The sequence below is a fragment of the Actinoplanes sp. NPDC048796 genome, from assembly GCF_040650035.1.
Taxonomy (GTDB): Bacteria; Actinomycetota; Actinomycetes; order Mycobacteriales; family Micromonosporaceae; genus Actinoplanes.
This window is the reverse complement of record NZ_JBEZGO010000023.1, coordinates 32,414-57,046: the sequence shown is the minus strand read 5'-3', so window position 1 is coordinate 57,046 and position 24,633 is coordinate 32,414. Positions and strand designations below refer to the sequence as shown.

Annotated in this window: 24 protein-coding genes; 18 read left to right on the top strand and 6 right to left on the bottom strand. The window is 69.2% G+C overall.

The window, feature by feature from the left end:
* Window positions 1–18: 18 nt before the first annotated feature.
* The 15 genes from AB0C26_RS43805 to nuoN all read left to right on the top strand — a co-directional run bounded on the left by AB0C26_RS43805 (window position 19) and on the right by nuoN (window position 17,268).
* The gene (locus AB0C26_RS43805; protein ID WP_360260528.1) at window positions 19–1,314 is read left to right on the top strand and encodes a geranylgeranyl reductase family protein; all 1,296 of its coding nucleotides are present in this window, start codon (window positions 19–21) and stop codon (window positions 1,312–1,314) included.
* A gap of 74 nt (window positions 1,315–1,388) precedes the next feature.
* Window positions 1,389–1,754, top strand: a complete 366-nt coding sequence (locus tag AB0C26_RS43800; RefSeq protein WP_360260525.1) for an NADH-quinone oxidoreductase subunit A — start codon at window positions 1,389–1,391, stop codon at window positions 1,752–1,754.
* A gap of 34 nt (window positions 1,755–1,788) precedes the next feature.
* The gene (locus AB0C26_RS43795; RefSeq protein ID WP_360260523.1) at window positions 1,789–2,457 is read left to right on the top strand and encodes an NADH-quinone oxidoreductase subunit B family protein; all 669 of its coding nucleotides are present in this window, start codon (window positions 1,789–1,791) and stop codon (window positions 2,455–2,457) included.
* An 83-nt stretch (window positions 2,458–2,540) separates the two neighbouring features.
* Window positions 2,541–3,158 (top strand): NADH-quinone oxidoreductase subunit C, encoded by a 618-nt coding sequence (locus tag AB0C26_RS43790; protein ID WP_360260639.1) that lies wholly within the window; start codon window positions 2,541–2,543, stop codon window positions 3,156–3,158.
* Complete coding sequence (locus tag AB0C26_RS43785; RefSeq protein ID WP_360260520.1) at window positions 3,155–4,480, top strand: NADH-quinone oxidoreductase subunit D; 1,326 nt, start codon at window positions 3,155–3,157, stop codon at window positions 4,478–4,480. The genes AB0C26_RS43790 and AB0C26_RS43785 overlap by 4 nt, the downstream gene beginning before the upstream one ends.
* Window positions 4,480–5,496: an NADH-quinone oxidoreductase subunit NuoE gene (gene nuoE / locus AB0C26_RS43780; RefSeq protein WP_360260518.1), complete on the top strand. Its 1,017-nt coding sequence runs from the start codon at window positions 4,480–4,482 to the stop codon at window positions 5,494–5,496. Before AB0C26_RS43785 ends, nuoE begins: the two co-directional genes overlap by 1 nt.
* Complete coding sequence (nuoF, locus tag AB0C26_RS43775; RefSeq protein WP_360260515.1) at window positions 5,493–6,809, top strand: NADH-quinone oxidoreductase subunit NuoF; 1,317 nt, start codon at window positions 5,493–5,495, stop codon at window positions 6,807–6,809. Before nuoE ends, nuoF begins: the two co-directional genes overlap by 4 nt.
* Window positions 6,809–9,256: an NADH-quinone oxidoreductase subunit G gene (locus AB0C26_RS43770; RefSeq protein ID WP_360260513.1), complete on the top strand. Its 2,448-nt coding sequence runs from the start codon at window positions 6,809–6,811 to the stop codon at window positions 9,254–9,256. The genes nuoF and AB0C26_RS43770 overlap by 1 nt, the downstream gene beginning before the upstream one ends.
* Entirely contained in the window at window positions 9,253–10,629 is a 1,377-nt protein-coding gene (gene nuoH / locus AB0C26_RS43765; RefSeq protein WP_360260511.1) for an NADH-quinone oxidoreductase subunit NuoH, read from the top strand. The genes AB0C26_RS43770 and nuoH overlap by 4 nt, the downstream gene beginning before the upstream one ends.
* Window position 10,630: 1 nt before the next feature.
* The gene (gene nuoI, locus AB0C26_RS43760) at window positions 10,631–11,224 is read left to right on the top strand and encodes an NADH-quinone oxidoreductase subunit NuoI (protein ID WP_360260509.1); all 594 of its coding nucleotides are present in this window, start codon (window positions 10,631–10,633) and stop codon (window positions 11,222–11,224) included.
* Window positions 11,224–11,967 carry an NADH-quinone oxidoreductase subunit J gene (locus tag AB0C26_RS43755; protein ID WP_360260506.1) on the top strand — a complete coding sequence of 248 codons (744 nt, stop codon included), beginning with the start codon at window positions 11,224–11,226 and terminating at the stop codon, window positions 11,965–11,967. Before nuoI ends, AB0C26_RS43755 begins: the two co-directional genes overlap by 1 nt.
* Window positions 11,964–12,263 carry an NADH-quinone oxidoreductase subunit NuoK gene (gene nuoK, locus AB0C26_RS43750; RefSeq protein ID WP_360260504.1) on the top strand — a complete coding sequence of 100 codons (300 nt, stop codon included), beginning with the start codon at window positions 11,964–11,966 and terminating at the stop codon, window positions 12,261–12,263. Before AB0C26_RS43755 ends, nuoK begins: the two co-directional genes overlap by 4 nt.
* A gap of 12 nt (window positions 12,264–12,275) precedes the next feature.
* Window positions 12,276–14,201: an NADH-quinone oxidoreductase subunit L gene (gene nuoL, locus AB0C26_RS43745; protein ID WP_360260502.1), complete on the top strand. Its 1,926-nt coding sequence runs from the start codon at window positions 12,276–12,278 to the stop codon at window positions 14,199–14,201.
* On the top strand, window positions 14,198–15,733 hold the full coding sequence (locus AB0C26_RS43740) for an NADH-quinone oxidoreductase subunit M (RefSeq protein WP_360260500.1): 1,536 nt from the start codon (window positions 14,198–14,200) through the stop codon (window positions 15,731–15,733). The genes nuoL and AB0C26_RS43740 overlap by 4 nt, the downstream gene beginning before the upstream one ends.
* 2 nt (window positions 15,734–15,735) lie before the next feature.
* Window positions 15,736–17,268, top strand: a complete 1,533-nt coding sequence (gene nuoN / locus AB0C26_RS43735) for an NADH-quinone oxidoreductase subunit NuoN (RefSeq protein WP_360260498.1) — start codon at window positions 15,736–15,738, stop codon at window positions 17,266–17,268.
* A gap of 27 nt (window positions 17,269–17,295) precedes the next feature.
* Here the strand turns inward: nuoN and AB0C26_RS43730 are convergent, their stop codons facing one another.
* On the bottom strand, window positions 17,296–17,910 hold the full coding sequence (locus tag AB0C26_RS43730; protein WP_360260496.1) for a hypothetical protein: 615 nt from the start codon (window positions 17,908–17,910) through the stop codon (window positions 17,296–17,298).
* Window positions 17,911–17,944: 34 nt separating this feature from the next.
* On the opposite strand from AB0C26_RS43730, the gene AB0C26_RS43725 reads away from it, so the two are divergent.
* Window positions 17,945–18,817, top strand: a complete 873-nt coding sequence (locus AB0C26_RS43725; RefSeq protein WP_360260494.1) for an alpha/beta hydrolase — start codon at window positions 17,945–17,947, stop codon at window positions 18,815–18,817.
* Window positions 18,818–19,075: 258 nt separating this feature from the next.
* Here the strand turns inward: AB0C26_RS43725 and AB0C26_RS43720 are convergent, their stop codons facing one another.
* The 3 genes from AB0C26_RS43720 to AB0C26_RS43710 all read right to left on the bottom strand — a co-directional run bounded on the left by AB0C26_RS43720 (window position 19,076) and on the right by AB0C26_RS43710 (window position 21,345).
* Window positions 19,076–20,089: a polyprenyl synthetase family protein gene (locus tag AB0C26_RS43720; protein ID WP_360260492.1), complete on the bottom strand. Its 1,014-nt coding sequence runs from the start codon at window positions 20,087–20,089 to the stop codon at window positions 19,076–19,078.
* An 82-nt stretch (window positions 20,090–20,171) separates the two neighbouring features.
* Entirely contained in the window at window positions 20,172–20,819 is a 648-nt protein-coding gene (locus tag AB0C26_RS43715; protein ID WP_360260490.1) for a GyrI-like domain-containing protein, read from the bottom strand.
* The gene (locus AB0C26_RS43710) at window positions 20,803–21,345 is read right to left on the bottom strand and encodes a PadR family transcriptional regulator (protein WP_360260488.1); all 543 of its coding nucleotides are present in this window, start codon (window positions 21,343–21,345) and stop codon (window positions 20,803–20,805) included. Before AB0C26_RS43710 ends, AB0C26_RS43715 begins: the two co-directional genes overlap by 17 nt.
* Window positions 21,346–21,544: 199 nt before the next feature.
* Here AB0C26_RS43710 and AB0C26_RS43705 point away from each other — a divergent pair, with 199 nt between their 5' ends.
* Together AB0C26_RS43705 and AB0C26_RS43700 are read left to right on the top strand one after the other, a co-directional pair.
* Window positions 21,545–22,339: an IclR family transcriptional regulator gene (locus AB0C26_RS43705; RefSeq protein ID WP_097327878.1), complete on the top strand. Its 795-nt coding sequence runs from the start codon at window positions 21,545–21,547 to the stop codon at window positions 22,337–22,339.
* 89 nt (window positions 22,340–22,428) lie between these two features.
* Window positions 22,429–23,148 (top strand): zf-HC2 domain-containing protein, encoded by a 720-nt coding sequence (locus AB0C26_RS43700; RefSeq protein WP_360260485.1) that lies wholly within the window; start codon window positions 22,429–22,431, stop codon window positions 23,146–23,148.
* A 13-nt stretch (window positions 23,149–23,161) separates the two neighbouring features.
* Here the strand turns inward: AB0C26_RS43700 and rarD are convergent, their stop codons facing one another.
* Entirely contained in the window at window positions 23,162–24,100 is a 939-nt protein-coding gene (rarD, locus tag AB0C26_RS43695) for an EamA family transporter RarD (RefSeq protein ID WP_360260483.1), read from the bottom strand.
* A gap of 53 nt (window positions 24,101–24,153) precedes the next feature.
* Complete coding sequence (locus AB0C26_RS43690) at window positions 24,154–24,603, bottom strand: GNAT family N-acetyltransferase (RefSeq protein WP_360260481.1); 450 nt, start codon at window positions 24,601–24,603, stop codon at window positions 24,154–24,156.
* Window positions 24,604–24,633: the final 30 nt, after the last annotated feature.

The window sequence follows — 24,633 nt, the reverse complement described above, 5'->3', positions numbered from 1 at the left end:
GCGAGACGGAGGTGTGGTGTGCGCAACGAGGTACTATCCGGTCCGGTCGCCGACGAAGCGGATGTGATCGTCGTCGGAGCGGGTCCGGGCGGGTCCGCGGCCGCTTATCACATGGCGCGTCATGGCTTGCGCGTTCTGCTTCTCGAGAAAACCGAGTTCCCGCGCGAAAAAGTGTGCGGTGACGGCCTCACCCCGCGCGCTGTCCGGCAACTGGTCCGGATGGGCGTCGACACCTCCGAGAAGGCCGGCTGGCTGCACAACCGTGGCCTGCGCGTGATCGGCGGCGGCGTCCGGCTCGAGCTCGACTGGCCCGACCTGGCCAGCTTCCCCGACTACGGTCTCGTCCGTACCCGGCTGGACTTCGACGACATGCTGGCCAAGCGCGCGGTCGAGGCCGGTGCGCTGCTGCGGACGAACGTGAACGTCACCGGCCCCGTGCTCGACGACGACGGTCACGCCATCGGCGTCGAGGCCAAGGTCGGTCCCGGCAAGGAGCCCGTGCAGTTCCGGGCCCCGCTGGTGATCGCCGCCGACGGCGTCTCGGGCAAGCTCCCGCTGGCGATGGGCCTGGCCAAGCGCGACGACCGCCCGCTGGGCGTGGCCGTCCGGCGCTACTACACCTCGCCCGTGCGCGCCGACGACGACTACCTCGAGTCCTGGCTGGAGCTTCGCAGCTCCGAGGACCCGAGCCGCCTGCTTCCCGGCTACGGCTGGATCTTCGGCATGGGCGACGGCCGGGTGAACGTGGGCCTCGGCATCCTCAACTCGTCCAGCGCCTTCGGCAAGACCAACTACCGGTCGATGCTCACCGACTGGCTGGCCGGCACGCCCGCCGACTGGGGTTTCCGCGACGAGACCAACGCGGACGGGCCGATCCTCGGCGCCGCGCTGCCGATGGGCTTCAACCGGGTGCCGCACTACACGCGCGGTCTCATGCTGGTCGGCGACTCCGGCGGCATGGTGAACCCGATGAACGGCGAGGGCATCGCGTACGCCATGGAGTCGGGCGAGCTCGCGGCCGAGGTGGCCGTGCAGGCGCTGGCCCGGCCCGAGGGTGCCGACCGCGAGCGTGCGCTGCGGGCGTACCCGTCGGAGCTTAGTCTGCGGTTCGGTGGCTACTACCGACTCGGCGGAGTGTTCGTGAAGCTCATCGGCAACCCGCAGATCATGCGGCTCGCGACGAAGCACGGGATGCCGCATCCGACGTTGATGCGGTTCGTTCTGAAACTGCTGGCCAACCTCACCGACCCGCGTGGCGGTGACGCGATGGACCGGGTGATCAACGGCCTGACGAAGGTGGCCCCCGCCGTCTGACGCACCCCCGCTCGACCAAGAACAAATCGGACGAATAGTGTTATACGGCTCATAGTCGCAGTAGGAGTCCTGAGATGTCGGTCAACCCATACGTCCCGATCGTCGGGTTACTTGTCCTCGGCGCGCTCTTCGCGTTGTTCTCGGTGTCGATCGCGCCGATCGTCGGTCCACATCGCTACAACCGGGCCAAGCTCGACGCGTACGAGTGCGGTATCGAACCGGCGCCGACACCGGTGGGCGGCGGCCGGTTCCCGGTGAAGTTCTACCTGACCGCGATGCTCTTCATCATCTTCGACATCGAGACCATCTTCCTCTATCCGTGGGCCGTGTCCTTCAACGCGCTCGGCCTGTTCGGCTTCGTCGAGATGGTCCTGTTCATCGTCACGGTCTTCATCGCCTACACCTACGTGTGGCGGCGTGGCGGCCTCAACTGGGACTGATCCGCGGCAACTGGTCTTAACAGGAGACACAGCCATGGGAATCGAAGAGAAACTACCGGCCGGCATCCTGCTGACCTCCGTCGAGAAGTTGTCGAACTGGGCCCGCAAGTCCTCGTTCTGGGGTGCCACCTTCGGACTGGCCTGCTGTGCCATCGAGATGATGGCCGCCGGCGGTCCGCACTACGACCTCGGTCGCTGGGGCATGGAGGTCTTCCGGGCCTCGCCCCGGCAGGCCGACCTGATGATCGTGGCGGGCCGGGTGAGCCAGAAGATGGCGCCCGTCGTCCGGCAGATCTACGACCAGATGCCCGAGCCCCGCTCGGTGATCTCGATGGGCGTGTGCGCCTCGTCCGGCGGCATGTTCAACAACTACGCGATCGTGCAGGGCGTGGACCACATCGTCCCGGTCGACGTCTACCTGCCCGGCTGCCCGCCGCGGCCCGAGATGCTGATCGACGCCATCCTCAAGATGCGCGAGAAGGTGATGGCCCAGCCGCTCGGCCCCAACGGCCGCAAGATGCTGGAGCAGCGCCGGGCCGAAGGCAAGGTACCGGTCGTCGCGCCGGGTGCGATGCCGTCGTCGTACCGGGTGGACAAGGTGCGCCGGGCCGAGTGGACGCAGGCGGTCAAGGAAGGCCGCGAGGAACAGCTGCGCATCGAGAACTGGATGAAGCTGCAGCCGCACCTGCGGGAGGGCAAGTGAGCATCGAACCACAGGACGGCCCCCAGCCGGTCGGCGCCGACATCGACGCCCCGGCCCAGGCGCCGGCCAGCCCGCAGAAGGGCATGTTCGGCATCACCGGCACCGGTGACGTCTCCGGCTTCGGCGGCCTGGTCCGCCGGCGGCCCGAGGAGATCAGCAGCCCCAAGCCGTACGGCGGGTACTTCGACGAGGTCACCGACGCCCTCGAGGAGGCGTACCCCGGCTTCGCCGACGCGATCGAGCGGGTCGTGGTCGACCGGGGCGAGCTGACCCTGCACATCAAGGCCGAGCGGATCGCCGAAGTCGCGCAGATCATGCGGGACGACGAGTCGCTGCGCTTCGAGCTGTGCTCGTCGGTGTCCGGCGTGGACTACCTCGCCAGCGACGTCCGCCGGCTGCACGTCGTCTACCACCTGGCCTCGATGACGTACCGGCGCCGTGTGCGGCTCGAGATCGCCGTGCCCGACGGCGTGAGCGTCCCCAGCGTGACCAGCGTCTACCCGACCGCCGACTGGCAGGAGCGGGAGACGTACGACATGTTCGGCGTGGTCTTCGCGGGTCACCCCAACCTGACGCGGGTGCTCATGCCGGACGACTGGGAGGGCCACCCCCAGCGCAAGGACTACCCGCTCGGCGGCGTGCCCGTCGAGTACAAGGGCGCCGAGATTCCGCCTCCTGACCAGCGGAGGGTCTACCAATGACACAGTCCGGATACGCAACCGAGCGCGAGACCACCGAGGGCCGCGTCTTCACCGTCACCGGCGGCGACTGGGACACCGTCACCGGCAGCGTCGACCCGCTGAGCAACGAGAAGATCGTCGTCAACATGGGTCCGCAGCACCCGTCGACGCACGGCGTTCTGCGCCTCGTGCTCGAACTCGAGGGCGAGACCGTTCAGGAGGTACGGCCGGTCGTCGGTTACCTCCACACGGGCATCGAGAAGAACCTCGAGTACCGCAACTGGACGCAGGGCACCACCTTCGTCACCCGGGCCGATTACCTCGCGCCGCTGTTCAACGAGGCCGGTTACTGCCTCGCCGTCGAGAAGCTGCTCGGCATCACCGACCAGATCACCGAGCGGGCGAACACGATCCGGGTGCTCTTCATGGAGCTGAACCGGATCTCGTCGCACCTGGTCTGGCTGGCCACCACCGGCATGGAGCTGGGCGCCATCTCGATGATGCTGTACGGCTTCCGCGAGCGTGAGTACATCCTCGACATCTTCGAAGAGACCTCCGGCCTGCGGATGAACCACGCCTATTTCCGCCCGGGCGGAGTGGCGCAGGACGTTCCGGAGTCGGCGATCAAGAAGATCCGCGACTTTCTGGTCTACCTGCCCAAGAAACTCAAGGAGTACGAGGCCATGCTCTCCGGCCAGGTGATCTGGCAGGAGCGTACTCAGGGCGTCGCCGTGCTCGACGTGACCGGTTGCCTAGCGCTCGGCGTCACCGGGCCCGTGCTGCGTTCCGCCGGCCTGGCTTGGGACCTGCGGAAGACGATGCCCTACTGCGGCTATGAAAATTATGAGTTCGATGTCCCGACCGCGACGACCGCCGACGTCTGGGGGCGGTACCAGGTTCGTCTCGCCGAGATTCGAGAATCTCTCAAGATCATAGAACAGGCCCTCGACCGCCTGCGGCCGGGTCCGATCTTCATCGCCGACAAAAAGATAGCCTGGCCTGCGCAATTGGCCGTCGGGCTGGACGGCATGGGCAACTCGCTCGAGCATGTGGCCAAGATCATGGGCCAGTCGATGGAGTCCCTTATCCACCATTTCAAGCTCGTGACCGAGGGCTTCCGGGTGCCGGCGGGCCAGGTCTACGTCGCGATCGAACACCCGCGCGGGGAACTCGGCGTGCACGCCGTCTCCGACGGTGGCACCCATCCCTACCGGGTGCACATGCGCGACCCGAGCTTCGTGAACCTCCAGGCCATCCCCGCGATGGCCGAGGGCGCGCTGTTGGCCGACGTCATCGCCGGCGGCGCTTCTCTGGACCCCGTGATGGGTGGGTGTGACCGGTAATGACTGATACAACGGTGGATTTCTCCCCCGCCGCCGCCCCTCTGGCCGAAAAGCTTCTCGGCCAGGCAACTGAGATCCTCGCTCGCTACCCCGCCGGTCGCGAACGGTCGGCCCTGCTGCCGCTGCTCCACCTGGTGCAGACCGTCGAGGGCCACGTCAGCCCGAACGGCGTGGCGTTCTGCGCCGAGATCCTGGGCATCAACAAGGCCCAGGTCGGCGCGGTCGCGACGTTCTACACGATGTACAAGCGCCGGCCGACCGGCGAGTACCTGGTGAGCGTCTGCACCAACACGCTGTGCAACACGCTCGGCGGTCAGGAGGTCTACGACCAACTGTCCGAGCACCTCGGCGTCGGGCACGACGAGACCACCGGCGACGGCCGCATCACGCTGGAGCACGCCGAGTGCCTGGCCGCCTGCGACTACGCACCGGTCGTCACGGTCAACTACGACTTCGCCCTCGACGAGGCCACCCCGGAGGCGGCGGTCGGCCTGGTCGAGAAGCTGCGCACCGGCGAGTCGTTCACGCCGGCCCGGGGCGCGCGGATCTGCTCCCTCAAGGAGATGCAGGTCCAGCTGGCCGGCTTCGCCGATCCCCGCGAAGGCGCGGTCGGCGACGGCCGGGCCGGGGCGCCCACCCTGCGCGGCGTGACCCTGGCCCAGGAGCACGGCGTGGCGGTGCCGAACTTCAACCCGGACACCCCCATCACCAAGACCAAGCCCTCCCCGCGTGAGGAGAGCAAGGGCCCGGTGGCCACCGTCGTCGACAAGGTGAAGTCGGTGGTGACCTCGCACGCGGGCAAGCCGGTCAAGGCCGGCGACGACAAGGACCCCCAGGTCCGTACGGCCGAGCAGCGCAACCCCGACGCCAGCACGCCGGACAAGGACGCCACGAGCAAGCCGGCGCCGGTCGTGCCGTCGAACCCGGCCGAGGCGGCCGGTGCGGGCGCCAACCAGCCCGCCGGTGACGGCAAGCCCGCCGGCGACACTGCCCGCGGCAGCGAGGAGGCGAAGTGACCCAGCCACGGCGTGAGCTTCTGGAAAAGCTGACCCCGGTCCTCACCAAGCGCTGGCTCTCGCCGAACGCCTGGCAGATCGGCGTCTACGAGCAGCTGGACGGATACCGTGCGGTCCGCAAGGCCCTCGACGTCCACCCCGACGACCTGATCCAGCTCATCAAGGACTCGGGCCTGCGCGGCCGCGGCGGCGCCGGCTTCCCGACCGGTCTCAAGTGGGGCTTCATCCCGCAGGGCGACGGCAAGCCGCACTACCTCGTGATCAACGCGGATGAGGGCGAGCCCGGCACCTGCAAGGACCTGCCGCTGATGACGTACGACCCGCACTCGCTGGTCGAGGGTGCGATCATCGCGGCGTACGCGATCCGGGCCAACCGGGCCTTCATCTACATTCGCGGCGAGGCGGTGCACGCCGCCCGGCGGCTGCGCAACGCGGTGGAAGAGGCGCGCGCCGCCGGATATCTGGGCGAGAACATCCTCGGCTCCGGGTTCGACCTCGAGCTGGTCGTGCACAGCGGCGCCGGCGCGTACATCTGCGGCGAGGAGACCGCCCTGCTGGACTCGCTCGAGGGTTTCCGGGGCCAGCCGCGGTTGCGGCCGCCGTTCCCGGCGATCGCCGGCCTGTACGCGAGCCCGACGGTGGTCAACAACGTCGGCACCATCGCGAGTGTGCCGTACATCGTGCTCGGCGGCGCCGACTGGTGGAAGAGCATGGGCACCGAGAAATCGGCCGGCCCGATGATCTACTCGCTCTCCGGCCGGATCGCCAACCCGGGCCAGTACGAGTGTGGGCTCGGCATCACCCTGCGCGAGCTGATCGAGCTGGCCGGCGGGATGAAGCCCGGGCACAAGCTGAAGTTCTGGACGCCCGGCGGATCGTCGACGCCGCTGCTCACCGCCGAGCACATCGACACGGCGATGGACTTCGAGGGCGTCGCCGCGGCCGGGTCCATCCTCGGCACCACGGCCATGCAGATCTTCAGCGACCAGGACTGCCCGGTCTACTCGACCTGGCGGTGGCTGGAGTTCTACCACCACGAGTCCTGCGGCAAGTGCACCCCGTGCCGCGAGGGCAACTACTGGATGGTCCGCACCTACCGCCGGATCCTCTCCGGCGAGGGCACGTACAAGGACCTCGACACCCTGCAGGACACCGCCGACAACATCTTCGGCCGGTCCTTCTGCGGCCTCGGTGACGGCGCGGCCACCCCGGTCATGTCCACGCTGAAGTTCTTCCGTCAGGACTACCTGGACTACATCGAGGGCCGGACAGCTCCGCGGCTGTCGTCCAAGTCCCTGGTTGGAGCTCACTGATGACTGATGTAGCCAAGAAGGCCGACACCGTCACGCTCACCATCGACGGGATCGAGGTCGTCGCCGAGAAGGGCGAGCTCGTCATCCGCGTGGCCGAGCGGATGGGCATCGCGATTCCCCGGTTCTGCGACCACCCGCTGCTCGCGCCGGCCGGCGCCTGCCGGCAGTGCCTGGTCGACATCGAGGGCCAGCGCAAGCCGGTCGCCTCCTGCACCCAGACGGTCGCCGAGGGCATGGTCGTCAAGACCCAGCTCACCTCGCCGGTGGCCGCCAAGGCGCAGGGCGGCGTGATGGAGCTGCTGCTGGCCAACCACCCGCTCGACTGCCCGACCTGCGACAAGGGCGGCGAGTGCCCGCTGCAGAACCAGGCGATGACGAACGGCCGCACCGACTCCCGCTTCCACGAGCACAAGCGGGAGTACGAGAAGCCGATCCACATCTCCAGCCAGGTGCTGCTCGACCGCGAGCGGTGCATCCTGTGCCAGCGCTGCACCCGGTTCTCCGAGGAGATCGCCGGCGACAAGTTCATCGACCTGATGGACCGCTCGTCCGGCGAGCAGATCAACGTCTACCGCGACGACTTCTTCGGCGGCCGCGGCACCGGTGACGGCCAGGTCGGCGAGGGCGAGGGCGACGTCGCCTTCAACTCGTACTTCTCCGGCAACACGATCCAGATCTGCCCGGTCGGCGCGCTCACCGGCGAGCAGTACCGGTTCCGGGCCCGCCCGTTCGACCTGGTCTCCACGCCGACGGCGTGCGAGCACTGCGCGGCCGGCTGCTCGATGCGGGCCGACCACCGCCGCGGCAAGGTGCTGCGCCGGCTGGCCGGCGACGACCCGGCGGTCAACGAGGAGTGGAACTGCGACAAGGGCCGCTGGGGTTTCCGCTACACGACCGCCAACGACCGGATCACCACGCCGCTGATCCGCGGCGCCGACGGTGAGCTGCGCGAGGCGTCCTGGAGCGAGGCGCTGCTGGCGGCGGCCGAAGGCCTGACCGCGGCCAGGGAGAGCGGGGTCGGGGTCCTCACGGGTGGCCGGCTCACCGTGGAGGACGCGTACTCGTACGCCAAATTCGCCCGTCTCGCCCTCGGCACCAACGACATCGACTTCCGGGCCCGCCCGCTCAGCGCCGAGGAGGCCGATTTCCTGGCCTCGTCGGTGGCCGGACTGGCCGACGTGACCTACGAGGACGTCGAGAACGCGGGCTCGGTGGTGATCGCCGGGCTGGAGCCGGAGGAGGAGTGCCCGATCCTCTTCCTGCGCCTGCGCAAGGGCTTCAACCGCAAGCGGCTGAAGGTCACGGCCGTCGCGCCGTACCTGACCCGCGGTTTCACCAAGCTGGGAGCCGCGCTCGTGGCGGCCGTGCCCGGCGAGGAGGCCCGGCTGCTGGCCGAGGACCCGGCGATCGCCGCCGCGCTCGCGACGCCGGGCGCGGTGCTGATCGTCGGCGAGCGGCTGGCCACGGTGCCCGGCGGTCTGTCGGCCGCGGCGGCGCTGGCCGCGCGGACCGGCGCCCGCCTCGCGTGGGTGCCCCGCCGGGCCGGTGACCGCGGCGCCATCGACGCCGGCTGCCTGCCCAACATGCTGCCGGGCGGGCGCCCGGTGGCCGACCCGGCCGCTCGGGCCGAGCTGGCCCGGGCGTGGAAGGCCGCGCCCGACACGCTGCCCGGCTCGGCCGGCCGCGACACCGACGCGATCATCGCGGCGGCCGCCGAGGGGAGGCTCGGCGGCCTGCTGGTCGCTGGCGTCGACCCGGGCGACCTGGCCGACCCGCGGCTGGCCGAGCAGGCGCTCGAGGCGGCCGGCTTCGTGGTCAGCCTCGAGCTGCGGCACAGCGCGGTGACCCGCCGCGCCGACGTGGTGCTGCCGGTGGCCCCGGCGGCCGAGAAGTCGGGCACCTACCTCGACTGGGAGGGCCGGCTGCGGTCCTTCGGAACCGTGCTCCCGACCAGCACGGCGATGACCGACGGCCGGGTGCTCGAGGCGATCGCGGCCCTGATGAACGTGACGCTCGGGACCGGCGACGTCATGGCGATCCGCCGCGAGCTCGGCGCCATGCCGGCGAGCAGCGCGGCCCGCCCGGCGCTGCCCTCGGTGTCTCCCGCCGCGCTGCCTTCCGTCACCTCGGCGGAAGCCGTCCTCGCCACCTGGCACCACCTGATCGACCTCGGCTCGCTGACCGAGGGCGACGCGGTGCTGGCCGGGACGGCCCGGACGCCGCTGGCCCGCATCGGCAAGGACCTGGCCGAGGAGCTGGGCGTGGCCGACGGGGACGCGCTCACGGTCGGCACCGACCGCGGCGCCGTCACCCTGCCGGTCGCGATCACCGATCTGCCGCCGCGGGTGGTGTGGCTGCCCACGAACTCCCCAGGCTCCACGCTGCGCCGCAGCCTGGGGGTCACCGCCGGCGCGGTTGTCCGGCTCTCTTCGGGAGCGAACGCATGAAGTCGACATTGCTGGCGGCGCACGCCGTCGACCCCACCCTCCAGACGTTCGAGGACGACATCTGGTGGATCACGCTGATCAAGCTGTTCGGCGTCTTCGTCCTGCTGCTCCTGTTGACGCTCTTCACGATCAACTATGAGCGCAAGGTCGTGGCCCGGATGGCGGTCCGCCCCGGTCCCAACCAGGTCGGTCCCAAGGGCTGGCTGCAGAGCCTCACGGACGGTGTGAAGTTGCCGTTCAAGGAGGAGATCATCCCGAAGACCGCCGACAAGGTGGTCTACTTCATCGCCCCGGTGATCTCGGCGACCACGGCCTTCACCGCCTTCTCGGTGATTCCGTTCGGCGGCGTGGTCAACATGTTCGGCCAGACGACGGCGCTGCAGCTCACCGACGTGCCGGTCTCGGTGCTGGTGCTGCTCGCCTGCTCCTCGATGAGCGTGTACGGCGTCGTGCTGGCCGGCTGGGCGTCCGGCTCCACCTACCCGCTGCTGGGTGGCCTGCGGTCGAGTGCGCAGATGATCTCGTACGAGGTCGCCATGGGTCTGTCCATCGTGGCCGTCTTCATGACGGCCGGCACGATGAGCACGTCGCAGATCGTCAAGGCGCAGGCCGAGGGCAACCCGGTGAACATCTTCGGCTGGGAGGCGACGACACCGAGCTGGTACGCGATCCTGCTGCTCCCCAGCTTCGTCATCTACTGCATCGCCGCCGTCGGTGAGACCAACCGGGCGCCGTTCGACCTGCCCGAGGCGGAGTCGGAGCTGGTCGGTGGCTTCCACACCGAGTACTCGTCGTTCAAGTTCGCGCTGTTCTTCCTGGCCGAGTACATCAACATGATCACCGTCTCGGCGTTCTGCACCACGCTGTTCCTCGGCGGCTGGCGCGCGCCGTGGCCGATCACCACGATCTGGGAAGGCGCCAACGCCGGCTACTTCGGGCTGATCTGGTTCTTCGCCAAGGTGCTGCTGCTGCTCTTCGGCTTCATCTGGCTGCGGGCCACGCTGCCCCGCATGCGCTACGACCAGTTCATGCGGTTCGGCTGGAAGGTCCTCATCCCGGTCAACCTGGTCTGGATCCTCTTCCTGAGCTACGTCAAGGTCGCCAACAACGAGCTGTCGCAGCAGGCCAAGTGGATCTCGATCGTCGGCATCGTGGTCGTCGTCCTGCTGGTCGCCATGCTCTGGCCGGCCGCCCGCAAGCCACGGCAGCTCTCCCTGGAGGAACAGCTGGCCGCGCGACCACCGGGCAGTTTCCCGGTGCCACCGATCGACCTACAGGTTCCCCCCAGCCCACGGGCCCGCCGCGCGGTGGCCGAACGCGCACCCGCCACGGTGGGTGGCGACCCCGCTCCCTCGGAAAACAAGGAGGTGTGACGTGGGTACGTTCACCGGCTCGTTCAAGGGCTTCGGGGTGACCTTCGCGCACATGTTCCGCAAGGTCATCACGACCGACTACCCGTTCACGCCGCCGACGCCGGCCCCGCGCTACCACGGCCGGCACATCCTCAACCGGCACCCGGACGGGCTGGAGAAGTGCATCGGGTGCGAGCTCTGCGCCTGGGCCTGCCCGGCCGACGCGATCTACGTCGAGGGCGCCGACAACACCGACGAGCAGCGCTTCTCGCCCGGTGAGCGGTACGCGGGGATCTACCAGATCAACTACGCGCGGTGCATCTTCTGCGGCCTGTGCATCGAGGCCTGCCCGACCCGTTCGCTCACCATGAGCAACGAGTACGAGCTGGCCCGCGACAGCCGGCAGGACCTGATCTTCACGAAGAAGGAACTGCTGGCCCCGCTTCTGGAGGGCATGGAGCAGCCGCCGCACCCGATGCGCCTGGGCGAGACCGACAAGGACTACTACGTCGGCGCTCTCACCAACCCGGGCACCTCGGTCGGCGCCGAGCGGGCGCCCTGGGCCACGAACGAAGTTTCGGACGCGACGGGCGAAGCGGCGAAGGGGGCCGTGTGATGGACCACGTCTCCACCGGCGAGGCCGTCGCCTTCTGGATCCTCGGCCCGATCGCGGTGATCGGGGCGCTGGGCATGGTGCTGGCCCGCAACGCCGTGCACTCCGCGCTCTGGCTCGTGTTGACGATGCTCTGCCTCGGCGTCACGTACGTGATCAATGCCGCGCCGTTCCTGGGCATGGTGCAGATCATCGTCTACACCGGCGCGATCATGATGCTGTTCCTGTTCGTGCTGATGCTGGTCGGCCGGGATGCCTCGGACTCCCTGATCGAGACGTTGCGCGGCCAGCGGGTGGCCGCGATCGTGCTCGGCGTCGGCTTCGCGATCCTGGTCGGCACCGGCCTGGCCCGCTCGCTCGGGGACACCCCGACGGCCGGCCTGACCGAGGCCAACGCCAACGGCAACGTCCAGGGCCTCGCGTCGCTGCTGTTCACCCGCTACGTCTTCGCCTTCGAGGTCACCTCGGCCCTGCTCATCACGGCGGCGGTCGGCGCGATGGTGCTGGCGCACGTCGAGCGGGCCAAGGCGGACGTCGTCGACCAGCTGACCCGGATGAAGCAGCGCTTCCGCCCTGGCAGCTACCCCGGCCCCAAGCCCGGCCCGGGCGTGTACGCCAACACGATGTCGGTCGCCGCGCCCGCCCGCCTGCCGGACGGTAACGGCGCCGAGCGGAGCATCTCCGCGATCCTTCCGCTGCGCGAGCTGACGGCGGACGAGGCGGCCCCGAAGGGAACAGAGAAGTGACTCCTGACTACTACCTCGTTCTGGCGGCCATCCTCTTCACCATCGGCGCCGCCGGGGTGCTCGTCCGCCGCAACGCGATCGTGCTGTTCATGTGCATCGAGCTGATGCTCAACGCCGCGAACCTCGCCCTGGTCACCTTCAGCCGCATCAACGGCAGCCTCGACGGCCAGATCATCGCGTTCTTCGTGATGGTCGTCGCGGCGGCCGAGGTCGTGGTGGGTCTCGCGATCATCATGTCGATCTTCCGTACGAGGCGCTCCGCGAGCGTCGACGACGCGAACCTCCTCAAGTACTAAAGGGGCCTTCACGTGGAACACGCAGTGGAGTACGCCCCCGCGTCGGGGGTGCTGAGCGGAATCTGGCTGCTCATCGCCATTCCGCTCGTCAGCGCGGCGATCCTGCTGCTGCTGGGCAAGCGGGCCGACAAGTGGGGACACTGGCTCGGCGTCCTCGCGGTGGCCGCCTCGTTCGTGCTCGGCCTGATCTTCTTCATCAGCCTGGCCGACCTCGAAGAGGGACACCGCACGGCGCAGCAGAGCCTCTGGGACTTCATCACCGTCGGCAGCCTGCATGTCGACTTCGGACTTCTCTTCGACCCGCTCTCCGGTGTCTTCGTCCTGCTGATCACCGGTGTCGGCTCGCTGATCCACATCTACGCGGTCGGCTACATGGAGCACGACCCCGGCCGCCGCCGGTTCTTCGGCTACTTCAACCTGTTCGTCGCGGCGATGCTCCTGCTCGTCCTCGGCAACAACTACGTGATGCTGTACTTCGGCTGGGAGGGCGTCGGTCTGGCGTCGTACCTGCTGATCTCGTTCTGGTACACCCGGCCGTCGGCGGCCACCGCCGGCAAGAAGGCGTTCCTGATGAACCGGGTCGGCGACACCGGCCTGGCCATCGGCATCTTCATCCTCTTCGCCTACCTGGGCACCACGCAGTACGACGAGGTGTTCACCAGCGTCGGCGGGCTCAGCTCGACGGTGACGCTGATCCTCGGCATCCTGCTGCTGCTCGGCGCGGCCGGTAAATCCGGCCAGTTCCCGCTGCAGGCCTGGTTGCCCGACGCGATGGAGGGCCCGACCCCGGTCTCGGCCCTCATCCACGCGGCCACGATGGTCACCGCCGGCGTCTACCTGATCGCCCGCTCCAACCCGATCTTCTCGGCCAACCAGACGCTCCAGGTGATCGTGGTCAGCGTGGGCGCCCTGACGCTGCTGATGGGCTGCATCATCGGCGCCGCCAAGGACGACATCAAGCGCGTCCTGGCCTGGTCGACGGTCAGCCAGATCGGCTACATGTTCGTCGGCGTCGGGCTCGGCGGCGGTGCGTACGCCCTGGCCATCATCCACCTGCTGGCGCACGGCTTCTTCAAGGCCAACATGTTCCTCGGCGCCGGCTCGGTCATGCACGGCATGCACGACCAGGTCGACATCCGGCGCTTCGGCGGCCTGCGCAAATACATGAAGTGGACGTGGTTGACCTTCGCCACGGGCTGGCTGGCCATCATCGGTATCCCGCCGCTGTCCGGCTACTTCTCGAAGGAGCCGATCATCGCGGCCGCCTTCGAGCGCGGTGACTGGACGTCCTGGCTGTTCGGCCTGGCGGCACTGCTCGGCGCCGGGCTGACCGCGTTCTACATGACGCGACTGTTCGTGCTCACGTTCCACGGGCCGGAGCGGTACACCGAGGACAACCAGCATCCGCACGAGTCCCCGGCGATCATGACGATCCCGTTGGTGATTCTGTCGCTGGGCTCGATCGTGGCCGGTGGGCTCATGGTCACGGTGGTCCCGGACTGGCTCGAGGCCACCTTCGGCCCCGAGGAGCAGACCGCCGAGGCGGTCCTCCCGCACCTGTGGATCACCATCCTCAGCGTGCTGATCACCCTGCTCGGCGCCGGGCTGGCCTGGGCGCTCTTCCGCCGCGGAACGGCGCTCGAGCCGCAGCCGGCCGGTGTCATCGTCACCGCGGCCCGCCGCAACCTCTACACCGACGCGTTCAACGAGGCGGTGTTCGAGCGGCCCGGCATCTACCTCACGCGGGCGCTGGTCTACCTCGACAACAAGGGCATCGACGGACTGGTCAACGGGATCGCGGCCGGTGTCGGCGGCAGCTCCGGGCGCCTCCGGCGGCTTCAGACCGGTTTCGTACGGTCGTACGCCCTCTCCATGCTCACCGGTGCCGTCCTCGTCGTCGGCGCCTTCCTCGCGATCCAGCTTGGGTGGTTGGCGTGAAAGACTTCCCGTTCCTGTCCATCCTGACGCTGCTGCCCCTGGTCGGCGCGGTGGTCGTGGCGTGCGTCCCGCGCGCCAAGGCGCAGCTGGCCAAGCTGGTGGCGCTGGGCTGGTCGCTGGTGGTGCTCGCGCTGAGCGTCGTCATGTGGATCGCCTTCCAGACCGGGGGTGACCGCTTCCAGTTCCGGGAGTCGTACGCCTGGATCCCGTCCTGGGACGCCCGGTTCACCCTCGCCGCCGACGGCATCGCGCTGGTCATGCTGATGCTGATCGCGGTGCTCTTCCCGATCGTCATCCTGGCGTCGTGGCGCGACGTCGACCAAAGCAAGCGCTCCGTGCCGACGTACTTCGCGCTGCTGCTGGCCTTCGAGTTCACGATGATCGGCGTCTTCGCCGCCGCCGACATCTTCCTGTTCTACGTGTTCTTCGAGGTCATGCTGATCCCGATGTACTTCATCATCGGCTCGTTCGGCGGTCCCCGCCGGCAGTACGCCGCTGTGAAGTTCTTCCTCTACAGCCTGGTCGGCGGCCTGTTCATGCTGGCCGCGGTGATCGGGCTGTGGGTGGTCGGCGGGCACACGTTCGACTTCGGCAAGCTCGCCGGGGCGGCCGGGTCGATCGACCAGAACACGGCCCGCTGGCTGTTCCTCGGCTTCTTCGTCGCCTTCGCGATCAAGGCGCCGTTCTTCCCGTTCCACACCTGGCTGCCGGACGCCGGTGGCGCCGCCCCGGCCGGCGCGGCCGCGCTGCTGGTCGGCGTCATGGACAAGGTCGGCACGTTCGGCATCCTGCGGTACTGCCTGCCGCTGTTCCCGGAGGCGTCCCGCTGGTTCGCCCCGGCGGCGCTGGTCCTCGCGGTCATCGGGATCATCTACGCCGCGCTGCTGGCGGTTGGGCAGAACGACCTGAAGCGCCTGGTGTCGTACACGTCGATCGCGCACTTCGGCTTCATCGGCATCGGCATCTTCGCCTTCACCACGCAGGGCGGCACCGGCTCGGTGCTCTACATGGTCAACCACGGCCTGGCCACCGGCCTGCTCTTCATCGTGGTCGGGATGTTCGTCGCCCGCCGGGGATCCAACCTGGTCAGCGACTTCGGCGGCGCCGGCAAGATGGTCCCGGTCCTGGCCGGCGTGCTCTTCTTCGCCGGTCTGGCCTCGCTGGCCCTGCCCGGCACGGCCCCGTTCGTCAGCGAGTTCCTGGTGCTGATCGGGACCTTCACGGTGCACAAGACGTACGCCGTGATCGCGACCGCCGGGATCATCCTGGCCGCCGCGTACGTGCTCTGGATGATCCAGCGCACCACGCAGGGCACGCTCAACCCGGTCCTGCCCACGGTGCCGGCCATGCGGCGAGACATCACACTGCGGGAAAAGATCGTGGTGGCCCCGCTCATCCTGCTGATCGTCCTGCTCGGCTTCTATCCCAAGCCGGTCACCGACGTGATCAACCCGGCGGTGCAGGCGACCATGCAGGACGTCGGCGTGCAGGACCCGACACCGGTCGTCGCGAATGAAAGGGTGGCGCGCTAGCCATGGGAGACCTGAAACTGCCCGCCATCGACTACGGCGCGCTGCTGCCGATGTTGATCCTCTTCGGGGTGGCCTGCGTCGGCATCATCGTCGAGGTGACGGCCCCGCGCCGGATCCGCAACGCCGTCCAGCTCAGCCTGGCGGCCCTCGGCATCGTGGCGTCCTTCGTCGCGGTGATCCTCCAGCACAGCACCCGCACGATCACGATCGGCGGCGCGGTCGCGGTCGACGGCCCCACCCTGTTCCTGCAGGGTGCGCTGCTCGTCCTCGGCCTGGTCTCGCTGATGCTGATCGGTGACCGCACCCTGGAGCGCGGCGGCCCGTTCGTCTCGCAGGCCGCGATCACCGTCGGCTCCCAGAAGGACGTCAAGCAGGCCGGCGACCAGCCCGGCCTGACCGAGGTCTACCCGCTGACCGTGTTCGCGCTCGGCGGCATGCTGCTGTTCGTCGCGGCCAACGACCTGCTCACGATGTTCGTCGCGCTCGAGGTCTTCTCGCTGCCGCTCTACCTGCTGTGCGCGCTCGCCCGGCGGCGGCGCCTGCTCAGCCAGGAGGCCGCCCTCAAGTACTTCCTGCTCGGGTCGTACGCCTCGGCGTTCTTCCTGTTCGGCGTGGCGCTCATCTACGGCTTCGCCGGCGGCATCAGCCTCGACCAGGTGCACCAGGCGGTGATCAACCCGCAGAGGAGCCAGGTTCTGCTGTACGGCGGTCTGGCCCTGCTCGCGATCGGCCTGCTCTTCAAGGCGGCGCTCGCGCCGTTCCACGTGTGGACGCCCGACGTCTACCAGGGCGCGCCCACCCCGATCACGGCGCTGATGGCGGCCTGCACGAAGGTCGCCGCCTTCGGCGCGCTCCTGCGGATCCTGTACGTGGCGTTCGACGGCGTCCGCTGGGACTTCCAGCCGGTGCTGGGCACGGTGGCGGTTCTGACCATGCTGGTCGGCGCGGTCCTGGCGGTCACCCAGACCGACATGAAGCGGCTGCTCGCCTACTCGTCGGTCGCCAACGCCGGCTACCTGCTGGTGGGTGTGCTGGCGCTCAACCCCGAGGGCCTGTCGAGCACGATGTTCTACCTGGTGGCGTACGGCTTCACGGTCCTCGCCGCCTTCGGCATCGTCACCCTGGTCCGCGACGCCGACGGCGAGGCGACCCACCTGTCCCGCTGGGCCGGGCTGGGCCGCAAGAGCCCGCTGTTCGCGGCGGTCTTCACGTTCCTGTTGCTGGCCTTCGCCGGTATCCCGCTGACCAGCGGCTTCACCAGCAAGTTCGGCGTGTTCGGGGCGGCCATCGAGGGCGGGCAGACCTGGCTGGTCATCGTCGGCGTGCTCACCAGCATGCTGATCGCCTTCCCGTACCTGCGAGTCGTCGTCCTGCTGTGGCTCTCCGAGCCCGGCGAGTCGACGCCGACGGTGTCCATCCCGGGCTTCCTGACGTCGGCGGCCCTGGCCATCGGCGTGCTGGCGACGCTCGCCCTCGGCGTCGTCCCGGCCCCCCTGATCGACCTGACCCGAGACGCGGCCCAGTTCGTCCGCTGACCCACCCCGCGGCGTGGCCCGGCGCCTCTAGTTCAGGAGGCGTTGGGCCCAGGTCGCCCGGCCGTGCCCGTTCACCTGGACCAGGGCGATCGTCAGATCGGAGGCCTGGGCCGGAGCCGCGGCCCGGGGAACCCGGCCGCCGAGGTTGGCGTCGGCCGGGACCAGTACGGCCGCGAATGTCAGCTCCTCGGCTTCGAGTGAGTACAGCGCGATGGCCTCGATCGGTATGAACCCGCCGTCGGCGGTGTGCACTCCGTCGGCGCCGGCCAGCCAGGGATAGCGATCCGCGGCCTCGGACAGCGCGCTGTTGGAGGCGAGGTTGGTCCCCTCCTTGCCGAACATCATCGCGGGCGGGCGATGTGTGCGGTTGTGCAGCATCATCATGTAGACGGCGCCTTCCTCGTGAGCCGGCCGGCGCCAGGTCACATGCCCGAGGAAGAGCTGCTGCCCCTCGGCAATCGTCGGAACGCTGTGCGGGCCCAGCGCGGCCTCCGCCGTGGCCTGGTCGACGATCCGCAGATCGGCGCGCGCGGCCAGGTCACCGGCCGAGTAGGGGGCGCGGCCGGTCCACCAGCGGGAACCCTCGATGGCCGCGACCAGGATGAGCGTCACCGCGACAACGATCGCGATCCATCTGCGCACGGCCGAAGTGAATCACACCAGTAGGGTTTCCGGCGTGCACGAGAGGGTCAACGGCGTCGATTTGTACACCAGGCGTTTCGGCGACCCGGAGCGGCCGATGCTGGTTGTCGTTCACGGCGGGCCGACCTGGGACCACTCGTTTCTGCTGCCGGCGGTCGCGGAGCTGAGCGACGTGGCACATGTCGTTCTGTTCGACCTGCGCGGATGCGGGCGGAGCAGCCGGACGCCGCCGGTGGGGGAGCTGCCGGTCGCCGCCCTCCAGCCGGAACACCTGGCCGATGATGTGGCGGCGCTGGTGCGCCATCTGGGCGCCGAGCGGGCCGACATCCTCGGGTTCTCCTACGGCGGCATGATCGCGATGCGGGTGGTGGCGCAGCATCCCTCCGTCGTGCGGTCGGTGATCCTGGCGTCCACGACGGCGTACCGCGAGTTTCAGCATCTGCTCGACGAGTCGGCGGACTACCGGGAGCGTCGTGGACTGACCACGCCGGTGTCGTTCGGTGACCCGCTGCTCACCGGGCCGGACGCAGCGGACGGCGCGCTGAGCAGGGCCATGGCGGTGGCCGACGCACCGCTGGCCGTGTGGCGGCTGGACCGGCTGGCCGAATGGCACCGGGTGCTCTCGCGGGTGCGCTTCTCCAGCGACTGGAACGAACCCTACGAGACCGGCCGGCTGCATCCGGCGGCCCCGGAGGACGCGCCGCGCGTACTGCGGGAATGGGGTGGACCCGCCCTGCTGCTCCAGGGGGTGCGGGACATGGGCTTCCCGGTCGAGCTGGCCCGCCGCCTGCACGGCGAGCTGCCCTCGAGCACGCTGGTCGAGGTGCCCGAGGCCGCGCACATGGCGCACTTCGACAATCCGGACGCCTGGCTCTCGGCGATCCGGGCCTTCCTCAGCCGCGCTTAGCCCAGCCCCGCACCGCGCGGCCGACCAGGTCGCTTCACGCTGGGCGGCTCGTCGGGTTGGGCGGCTCGTCGGGCGGGGCGGCTCGTCGGCCTGGGCGGCTCGGCAGGCTGGGCGGCTCGTCCGGTTGGGCGGCTCGTCGGGCTGAGCGGCTCTTCACGCTGGGCGGCGATCAGCTCAGCCACGTTCCGGCGCGGCGGCGGCGAACAATCGGCCGTGTCCGCTCGGATCGTCGGCCGGGTTGCGCGGGGGCGGGGTCGGTCAGCTTGTGCGGTCGGCGATGAAGTCGCAGAGGGCTTCCATGGCCCGCTTGGCGTCGCCGGCGGGCAGGGGGGCCAGCTGGGCCCGGGCCTCTTCCGCGTAGGTGCGGACCGTCTCGCGGGCCTTCTTCATCGCGGCGGACTCGCGCAGCAGCGTCAGGGCCTCGGCGTGCAGCGCGTCGTCGGTGATCGGGCCGCTGGCCAGGAGCTCACGAAGCCGTACGGCCGAAGCGTCTGTGTCGTCGCCGGCCAGGGCGTAGAGCACCGGCAGGGTTGGCACGCCCTCACGCAGGTCGGTGCCGGGCGTTTTGCCGGACTGGACCGACTCCGAGGCGATGTCGAGCAGGTCGTCGGAGAGCTGGAACGCGATGCCGATCGTCTCGCCGTAACCGGCGAGCGCCTCGACCGACGTGGCCGGCGCCCCCGAGAACAGGCCGCCGAAGCGGGCCGAGGTGGCGATCAGCGACGCGGTCTTCTCGGTGATGACGTGCAGATAGTGCTCGATGGGGTCGCTGCCGCGCGGGCCCACCGTCTCGGCGATCTGCCCGTGCACCAGCCGCGCGAACGTGCGGGCCTGAAGGTGAACGGCCTCCGGCCCGAGCGTCGCCGCCAGGTCGGCGGCCTGCGCGAACAGGTAGTCACCGACCAGGATGGCCACGGAGTTGCCCCAGCGCGAATTGGCGCTGGGCGCCCCGCGCCGGACGGGCGCCTCGTCCATGACGTCGTCGTGGTACAGCGTCGCCAGGTGGGTCAGCTCGACCACGTTGGCCGCCGCGACGATCTCGGGCGCCTGCGGATCTCCGAACTGCGCTCCCAGCGCCACGAGCAGCGGCCGGAACCGCTTGCCGCCCGCGTCGGCGAGATGCCGCGCGGCCTCGGCCACCAGCGGATCGGCGCTGGCCACGTTGGCCCGAAGCTCCTCCTCCACGGCAGCCAGCGTCGCCGTCACCGACGCATCGACCCTCGGATCGACGTCGAGGCCGAGCGACGACAGCGCCATGTCGGAAGGCGTCATATCCCCGGTGCTCACCACGCTTTCACGATGCCACATGGGTCCGACCCCCACGGCCCCAGGGGTAGCGCTCGCAAGATCAAAATCAAGATCTGGCACACGTCTCGGACATCACCGCGGCGGTCACCGGCTGGCGGAGGATGGTGCGCCGCTTCTCGGGCGGCACCCGGCGGGCGTCGCTCAGGTAGATCTCGTGGTGCAGACCGGTCATCTGGAGACCTTGCTCGGGGATGATCTCGTCGTGCAGCCGCGCCAGCACGCCGGCCTCGTCGTCGAAGGAGCCGATGTGCAGAGTCTGCACGCACCGGCCCTCGGACAGCGCCTGAAGGCGGAGGTCGCCGAGACGTGCCGGCGGTTGTTTGGCGCCGGCCCGCGCGATCGCGGCGTCGACCATGTCCTGACCGATCCAGTCCGGGGTCATGAGCAGCAGCGTCCAGTCCCACCGGGACTTGTCGCGCGCCGTGGTGAACGAGCCCATGTCGTCGGCCCACCAGAGGCCTTCCAGCGGCGGAACCACGTAGTCGCGGTCCAGCTCGGTCTTGCTGGCGAACTTCAGGCCGTACGCCACCGGGTAGAGCGCCTCCAGCGCGCCGGCGAAGACGGGCGAGGTGTTGGGGTCCCCGTGGCCGTCGATCGCGAGATAGCGCATATCGGGCACGTCCAGGACCCGGAACTGACCGGGCCGGGCCTGGTACGCGTCGAGGGTCTTCTTGAAGTCAGTCTTGCTGGTCATGGGGTACCTGGACTCGGCCGGCGAGCCACTGCCTCTCCGCCTCCATGAGGCTCAGTGAGTACGAGAACACTTCACGCGCCGCCGGGGGAAGGGCGGCCCGGTCCTGTTGGGCCTCCGCGGCCGCCCGGACCCCGGCGATGCGCGCGTCGATCGCCGCCAGCCGCGTGTGCAGGGCCCGTGCGTAGTCGGCCGGCGAGAACAGGGGCAGATTGGCGATGCCGACGAGCAGCGGATTGGGGACCGGCTGAGGGTCGGCGACGAGCGTCAGGGCCGCCCGCGCCGCCGTCTCGCGGCCCTCAGCGGTGGCGTGCAGGACCCGCCGGGATTTTCCGCCGGCCTGGCCGTTGGGGGCGTGCAGCAGGCCTCGCTTCTCCAGCTTGCCGAGAAGGTAATAGATCGAGGAGAACCCGATGTCGGTCCACTGTCGGATGCCGCGCTGCTCGATGACCCGTTCCAGGTCGTAGCCGTGCTGCGGCCGCTCGATGATGAGGCCGAGCACGGTCAGCTCGGCCGGTGTCAGATCCACGCCCTATTCTAGCGCTAGAATAAGACTGGATGGCAATGCGGCGGCGCAGAGTGATCATCAGATTGAGGGACGGCTATCGAGCGCGCTGAGTGCTACTGACCATACGGCTCGTGTAAATCGATCGTGATCCACATGCTTTTGGCATTCCCCCGGGGGAAGATTATTCATATGGTGTAAGTCCCTGGCGTCGGAGGTAGCTGTGCGCGACCCCCTGGCGGAGCCGTCCGATCTGATCCGGAGCGTGTCACGCGCCCTGCGCGTTCTCGAGTCGGTAGGTCGAGCCCCGCGCGGACTCACCGTGAAGCAGATAGCGCGACGGTGCGAGTTGACCGTCGCGACGACGTATCACCTTGTGCGCACTCTGGCCTACGAGGGTTACGTGATCCGCCGCGAGGACGGCACGTACATCGTGGGGCTGGAGATCGCCGACCGGTATCGGGAACTCGTCTCCGCCTTCCGCGGCCCGCCCGCGGTCGGCGAGGCGCTGCGGCGCGCGGCGCTGGACAGCGGCTACAGCCACTATCTCGGCCGTTTCGTCGGTGGCCGCATCGCCGTGACCGCCTCGGCCGAGGGCGCCCGGTCGCCGTTCATCGACGACATGACCCCCGGCTTCGACGAGGGCGGTCATGCGACGGCGCTCGGCAAGGCGTTGCTGGCCACGCTCACGCCCGATCAGCGCGCCCGCTACCTGCGTGATTACGGCATGCGTGCGTTCACCCCGGCCACGTTGACGACGCCCGAGGCGCTCGAGGCCGACCTGGCCGCGGGCGAGCGGCGTGGCATGCAGCTCGAAATGGGACAGTTCCGGCAGGGGCTGGCGTGCGCGGCGGTGCTGGTCATCGCCGACCGCGACATCGAACGGCGGCTCGTGCTCTCCTGCGCGCTGCCGGCGGCCGAGATGCTTACTTCGGCCCGGGTCGTCCGGGCCAAGCTCACGGCGGCCGCCCGAAATGTCGCCGAGGCGCTCTCCGCGGGCGAGTCGGCCACCGCCTGACAAGGGAACCTAAGGCTTCGTTGAACTCCACGTTCGTCCCTCGCGTAAGACAGGGTGCAAGCGGGAGATCAGCGGAGGGTGGTGACGGGGTGCGCTGCGAGCATGAGCACGATGACGGAGCGTATGTACTGGGTGCCTTGTCGCCGGCCGAGCGGGCCGCCTACGAGCAGCATCTGGCCACGTGTTCGTTCTGTCGTGAGGCCGTGGCCGATCTGTCGGCCATGCCCGATCTGCTGGCCCGCCTCGACGCCAAGGAGTTCGCCAAGCTCCTCGATCCCACGCTCAGCGGTGGCACGAGCCATCCGGGAGCGTCGCTGCGCGACTGGGCGACGTCGGAGTGGGCCACGTTGGCGCCCTCCGCTAAGCGTCACAAAAAGGGCAAGGCCTCTCGGGTACGCCTTCTGAGCAGTGCCGCCGCCGCGATCTTGGTGGTGCTGGTCGGCGCGGGACTGTTTCTCTGGACGCGGGGCTCGGCCGCCCCGGCCGCGCCGCCACCCGGCCCGGCGGTCGCCATGACGGCGATCGACGGCGCCTCGCCGATCAAGGCGACACTGCGGCTGACCAGCACGGCCGGCGGCACCAAAGTGGACATGGTCTGCAACTACAGCGCGGCCGCGAGCCGCCCGTACACCTTCCGCCTGATGGCCTACGGGCCGGACGAGCAGAAGGAGCAGGTCGGCTCCTGGCAGGCCGAACCGGGCTCGCAGTTCACCATGCCGGGAGCCACACATTTCGGGCCGGGCAGCCTCTCGCGGCTCGAGCTGGTGCAGTACGACGGAAAGGTGCTCCTGGCCTACGACGTCCCCTGACCTCTGATTCCGGTCAGCGGGGTGGCAGGGTGGCGATCGGCTCGGCAGTGGCGGCTGCTGAGCCGATCGCCGTCCTCTCTCGTCTCGTCCTGGTCAGCGCGTCCACGGTGAAGATGATCAGCGCGACCCAGACCAGCGCGAACCCGGCGAGGCGGGCCGGCGGCATCGGCTCGTGGTAGATGAGCAGCCCGCAGGCGAGCTGGAGGATCGGCGCCACGTACTGAAGGATTCCGATGCCGACCATCGGCACCCGGTTCGCCGCCCCGGCGAAGAGCAGCAGGGGTACGGCGGTGGCCAGCCCCGACAGGACCATGAGCACGGTGTGCGTGGCCGACACGTGCCCGAATTGCGCGTCTCCGCCGATGTTGAGCCAGGCCAGGAAGATCAGCGCCGGCACGGCCAGCACCGACGACTCGACGAAGAGACCCTCGGCCGGCGGCAGCGACATACGTTTCTTGATCAGGCTGTACGTGCCGAAACTGGCGGCCAGGAGCAGGGCGATGTACGGCAGTCGCCCGTAGTCGATGGTCAGCACGGCGACCGCGACGGTGCCCACCCCGACGGCGATCCACTGCCAAGGGCGCAGCCGTTCGCCCTGAACGGTGACGCCGAGCAGCACGACGACGAGCGGCGTGATGAAGTAGCCGAGGGCGGTTTCCACGACCCGGTCGGTGTTCACGCCGTAGATGTAGGTCGCCCAGTTCACGCCGATGAGCACCGCGGCGATCGCGATGCCGCCGAGCAGTTTGGGCGTGCGCAGCAGCCGGCCGAGGAAACGCCAGTTCCGCAGGGCGGCCAGCAGCAGGGTCACGAAGACCACCGACCACACCACGCGGTGAGCGAGGATCTCCAGGGCCGACGCCGGCTGAAGATGCTTGAAGTAGATCGGGAAGAAGCCCCACATCACATACGCCGCGAGGCCGTAGAGATATCCGCGCCGCTCGTCGCTCATGACCCCACCGTAAGGTCTTCCCCGGATCCCGGTCCTTGCATATGGCCGAGGTCTCAGGCGGTGGACGCCGCCCGTACGGCCTCAAGATCGCAGGCCATCCAGCGCCCGGGGTCCACCTCGACGAAGCCTTGCGCCGCGTAGACCGGCTGGGCGTCGCGGGTCGTCAGGAGCAGACGCTTGAGGCCGAGCGCCGCATAGTGGTCGCGCACGCTCCCGACGAGCCAGCCGCCGAGGCCCTTGCCCCGGTGCGCCGGATCGACGTAGACGTCGCACAGATAGGCGAAAACGGAGTCGTCGGTGATCACACGCGCGACGGCCACCTGCACGTCGCCGAGATAGATGCCGAACGCGTCGGACCCGTCGAGGGCCGCCCGCATCTGTTCGAGCGACCGGCCCTTGGCCCAGTAGGCGTCGGTCGACAGCCACCGGTGCACCAGCGGGAGATCGATCCGCTCCCGCTCGGAGCTCAACTCGTATCCGTCGTCACGGCTCGCACACAACACGACCGTGAGTGAAGCCTGGATCTTGCCGGC

Bases quoted from the DNA above. Each gene is read 5' to 3' on its own strand.
- AB0C26_RS43715 (WP_360260490.1), bottom strand. From the start codon at position 20,819: ATGACCAGCAAGACTGACTTCAAGAAGACCCTCGACGCGTACCAGGCC.
- AB0C26_RS43800 (WP_360260525.1), top strand. From the start codon at position 1,389: ATGTCGGTCAACCCATACGTCCCGATCGTCGGGTTACTTGTCCTCGGC.
- rarD (WP_360260483.1), bottom strand. From the start codon at position 24,100: ATGAGCGACGAGCGGCGCGGATATCTCTACGGCCTCGCGGCGTATGTG.
- AB0C26_RS43795 (WP_360260523.1), top strand. From the start codon at position 1,789: ATGGGAATCGAAGAGAAACTACCGGCCGGCATCCTGCTGACCTCCGTC.
- AB0C26_RS43785 (WP_360260520.1), top strand. From the start codon at position 3,155: ATGACACAGTCCGGATACGCAACCGAGCGCGAGACCACCGAGGGCCGC.
- AB0C26_RS43720 (WP_360260492.1), bottom strand. From the start codon at position 20,089: ATGACGCCTTCCGACATGGCGCTGTCGTCGCTCGGCCTCGACGTCGAT.
- AB0C26_RS43790 (WP_360260639.1), top strand. From the start codon at position 2,541: ATGTTCGGCATCACCGGCACCGGTGACGTCTCCGGCTTCGGCGGCCTG.
- nuoN (WP_360260498.1), top strand. From the start codon at position 15,736: ATGGGAGACCTGAAACTGCCCGCCATCGACTACGGCGCGCTGCTGCCG.
- AB0C26_RS43770 (WP_360260513.1), top strand. From the start codon at position 6,809: ATGACTGATGTAGCCAAGAAGGCCGACACCGTCACGCTCACCATCGAC.
- nuoH (WP_360260511.1), top strand. From the start codon at position 9,253: ATGAAGTCGACATTGCTGGCGGCGCACGCCGTCGACCCCACCCTCCAG.
- nuoE (WP_360260518.1), top strand. From the start codon at position 4,480: ATGACTGATACAACGGTGGATTTCTCCCCCGCCGCCGCCCCTCTGGCC.
- AB0C26_RS43755 (WP_360260506.1), top strand. From the start codon at position 11,224: ATGGACCACGTCTCCACCGGCGAGGCCGTCGCCTTCTGGATCCTCGGC.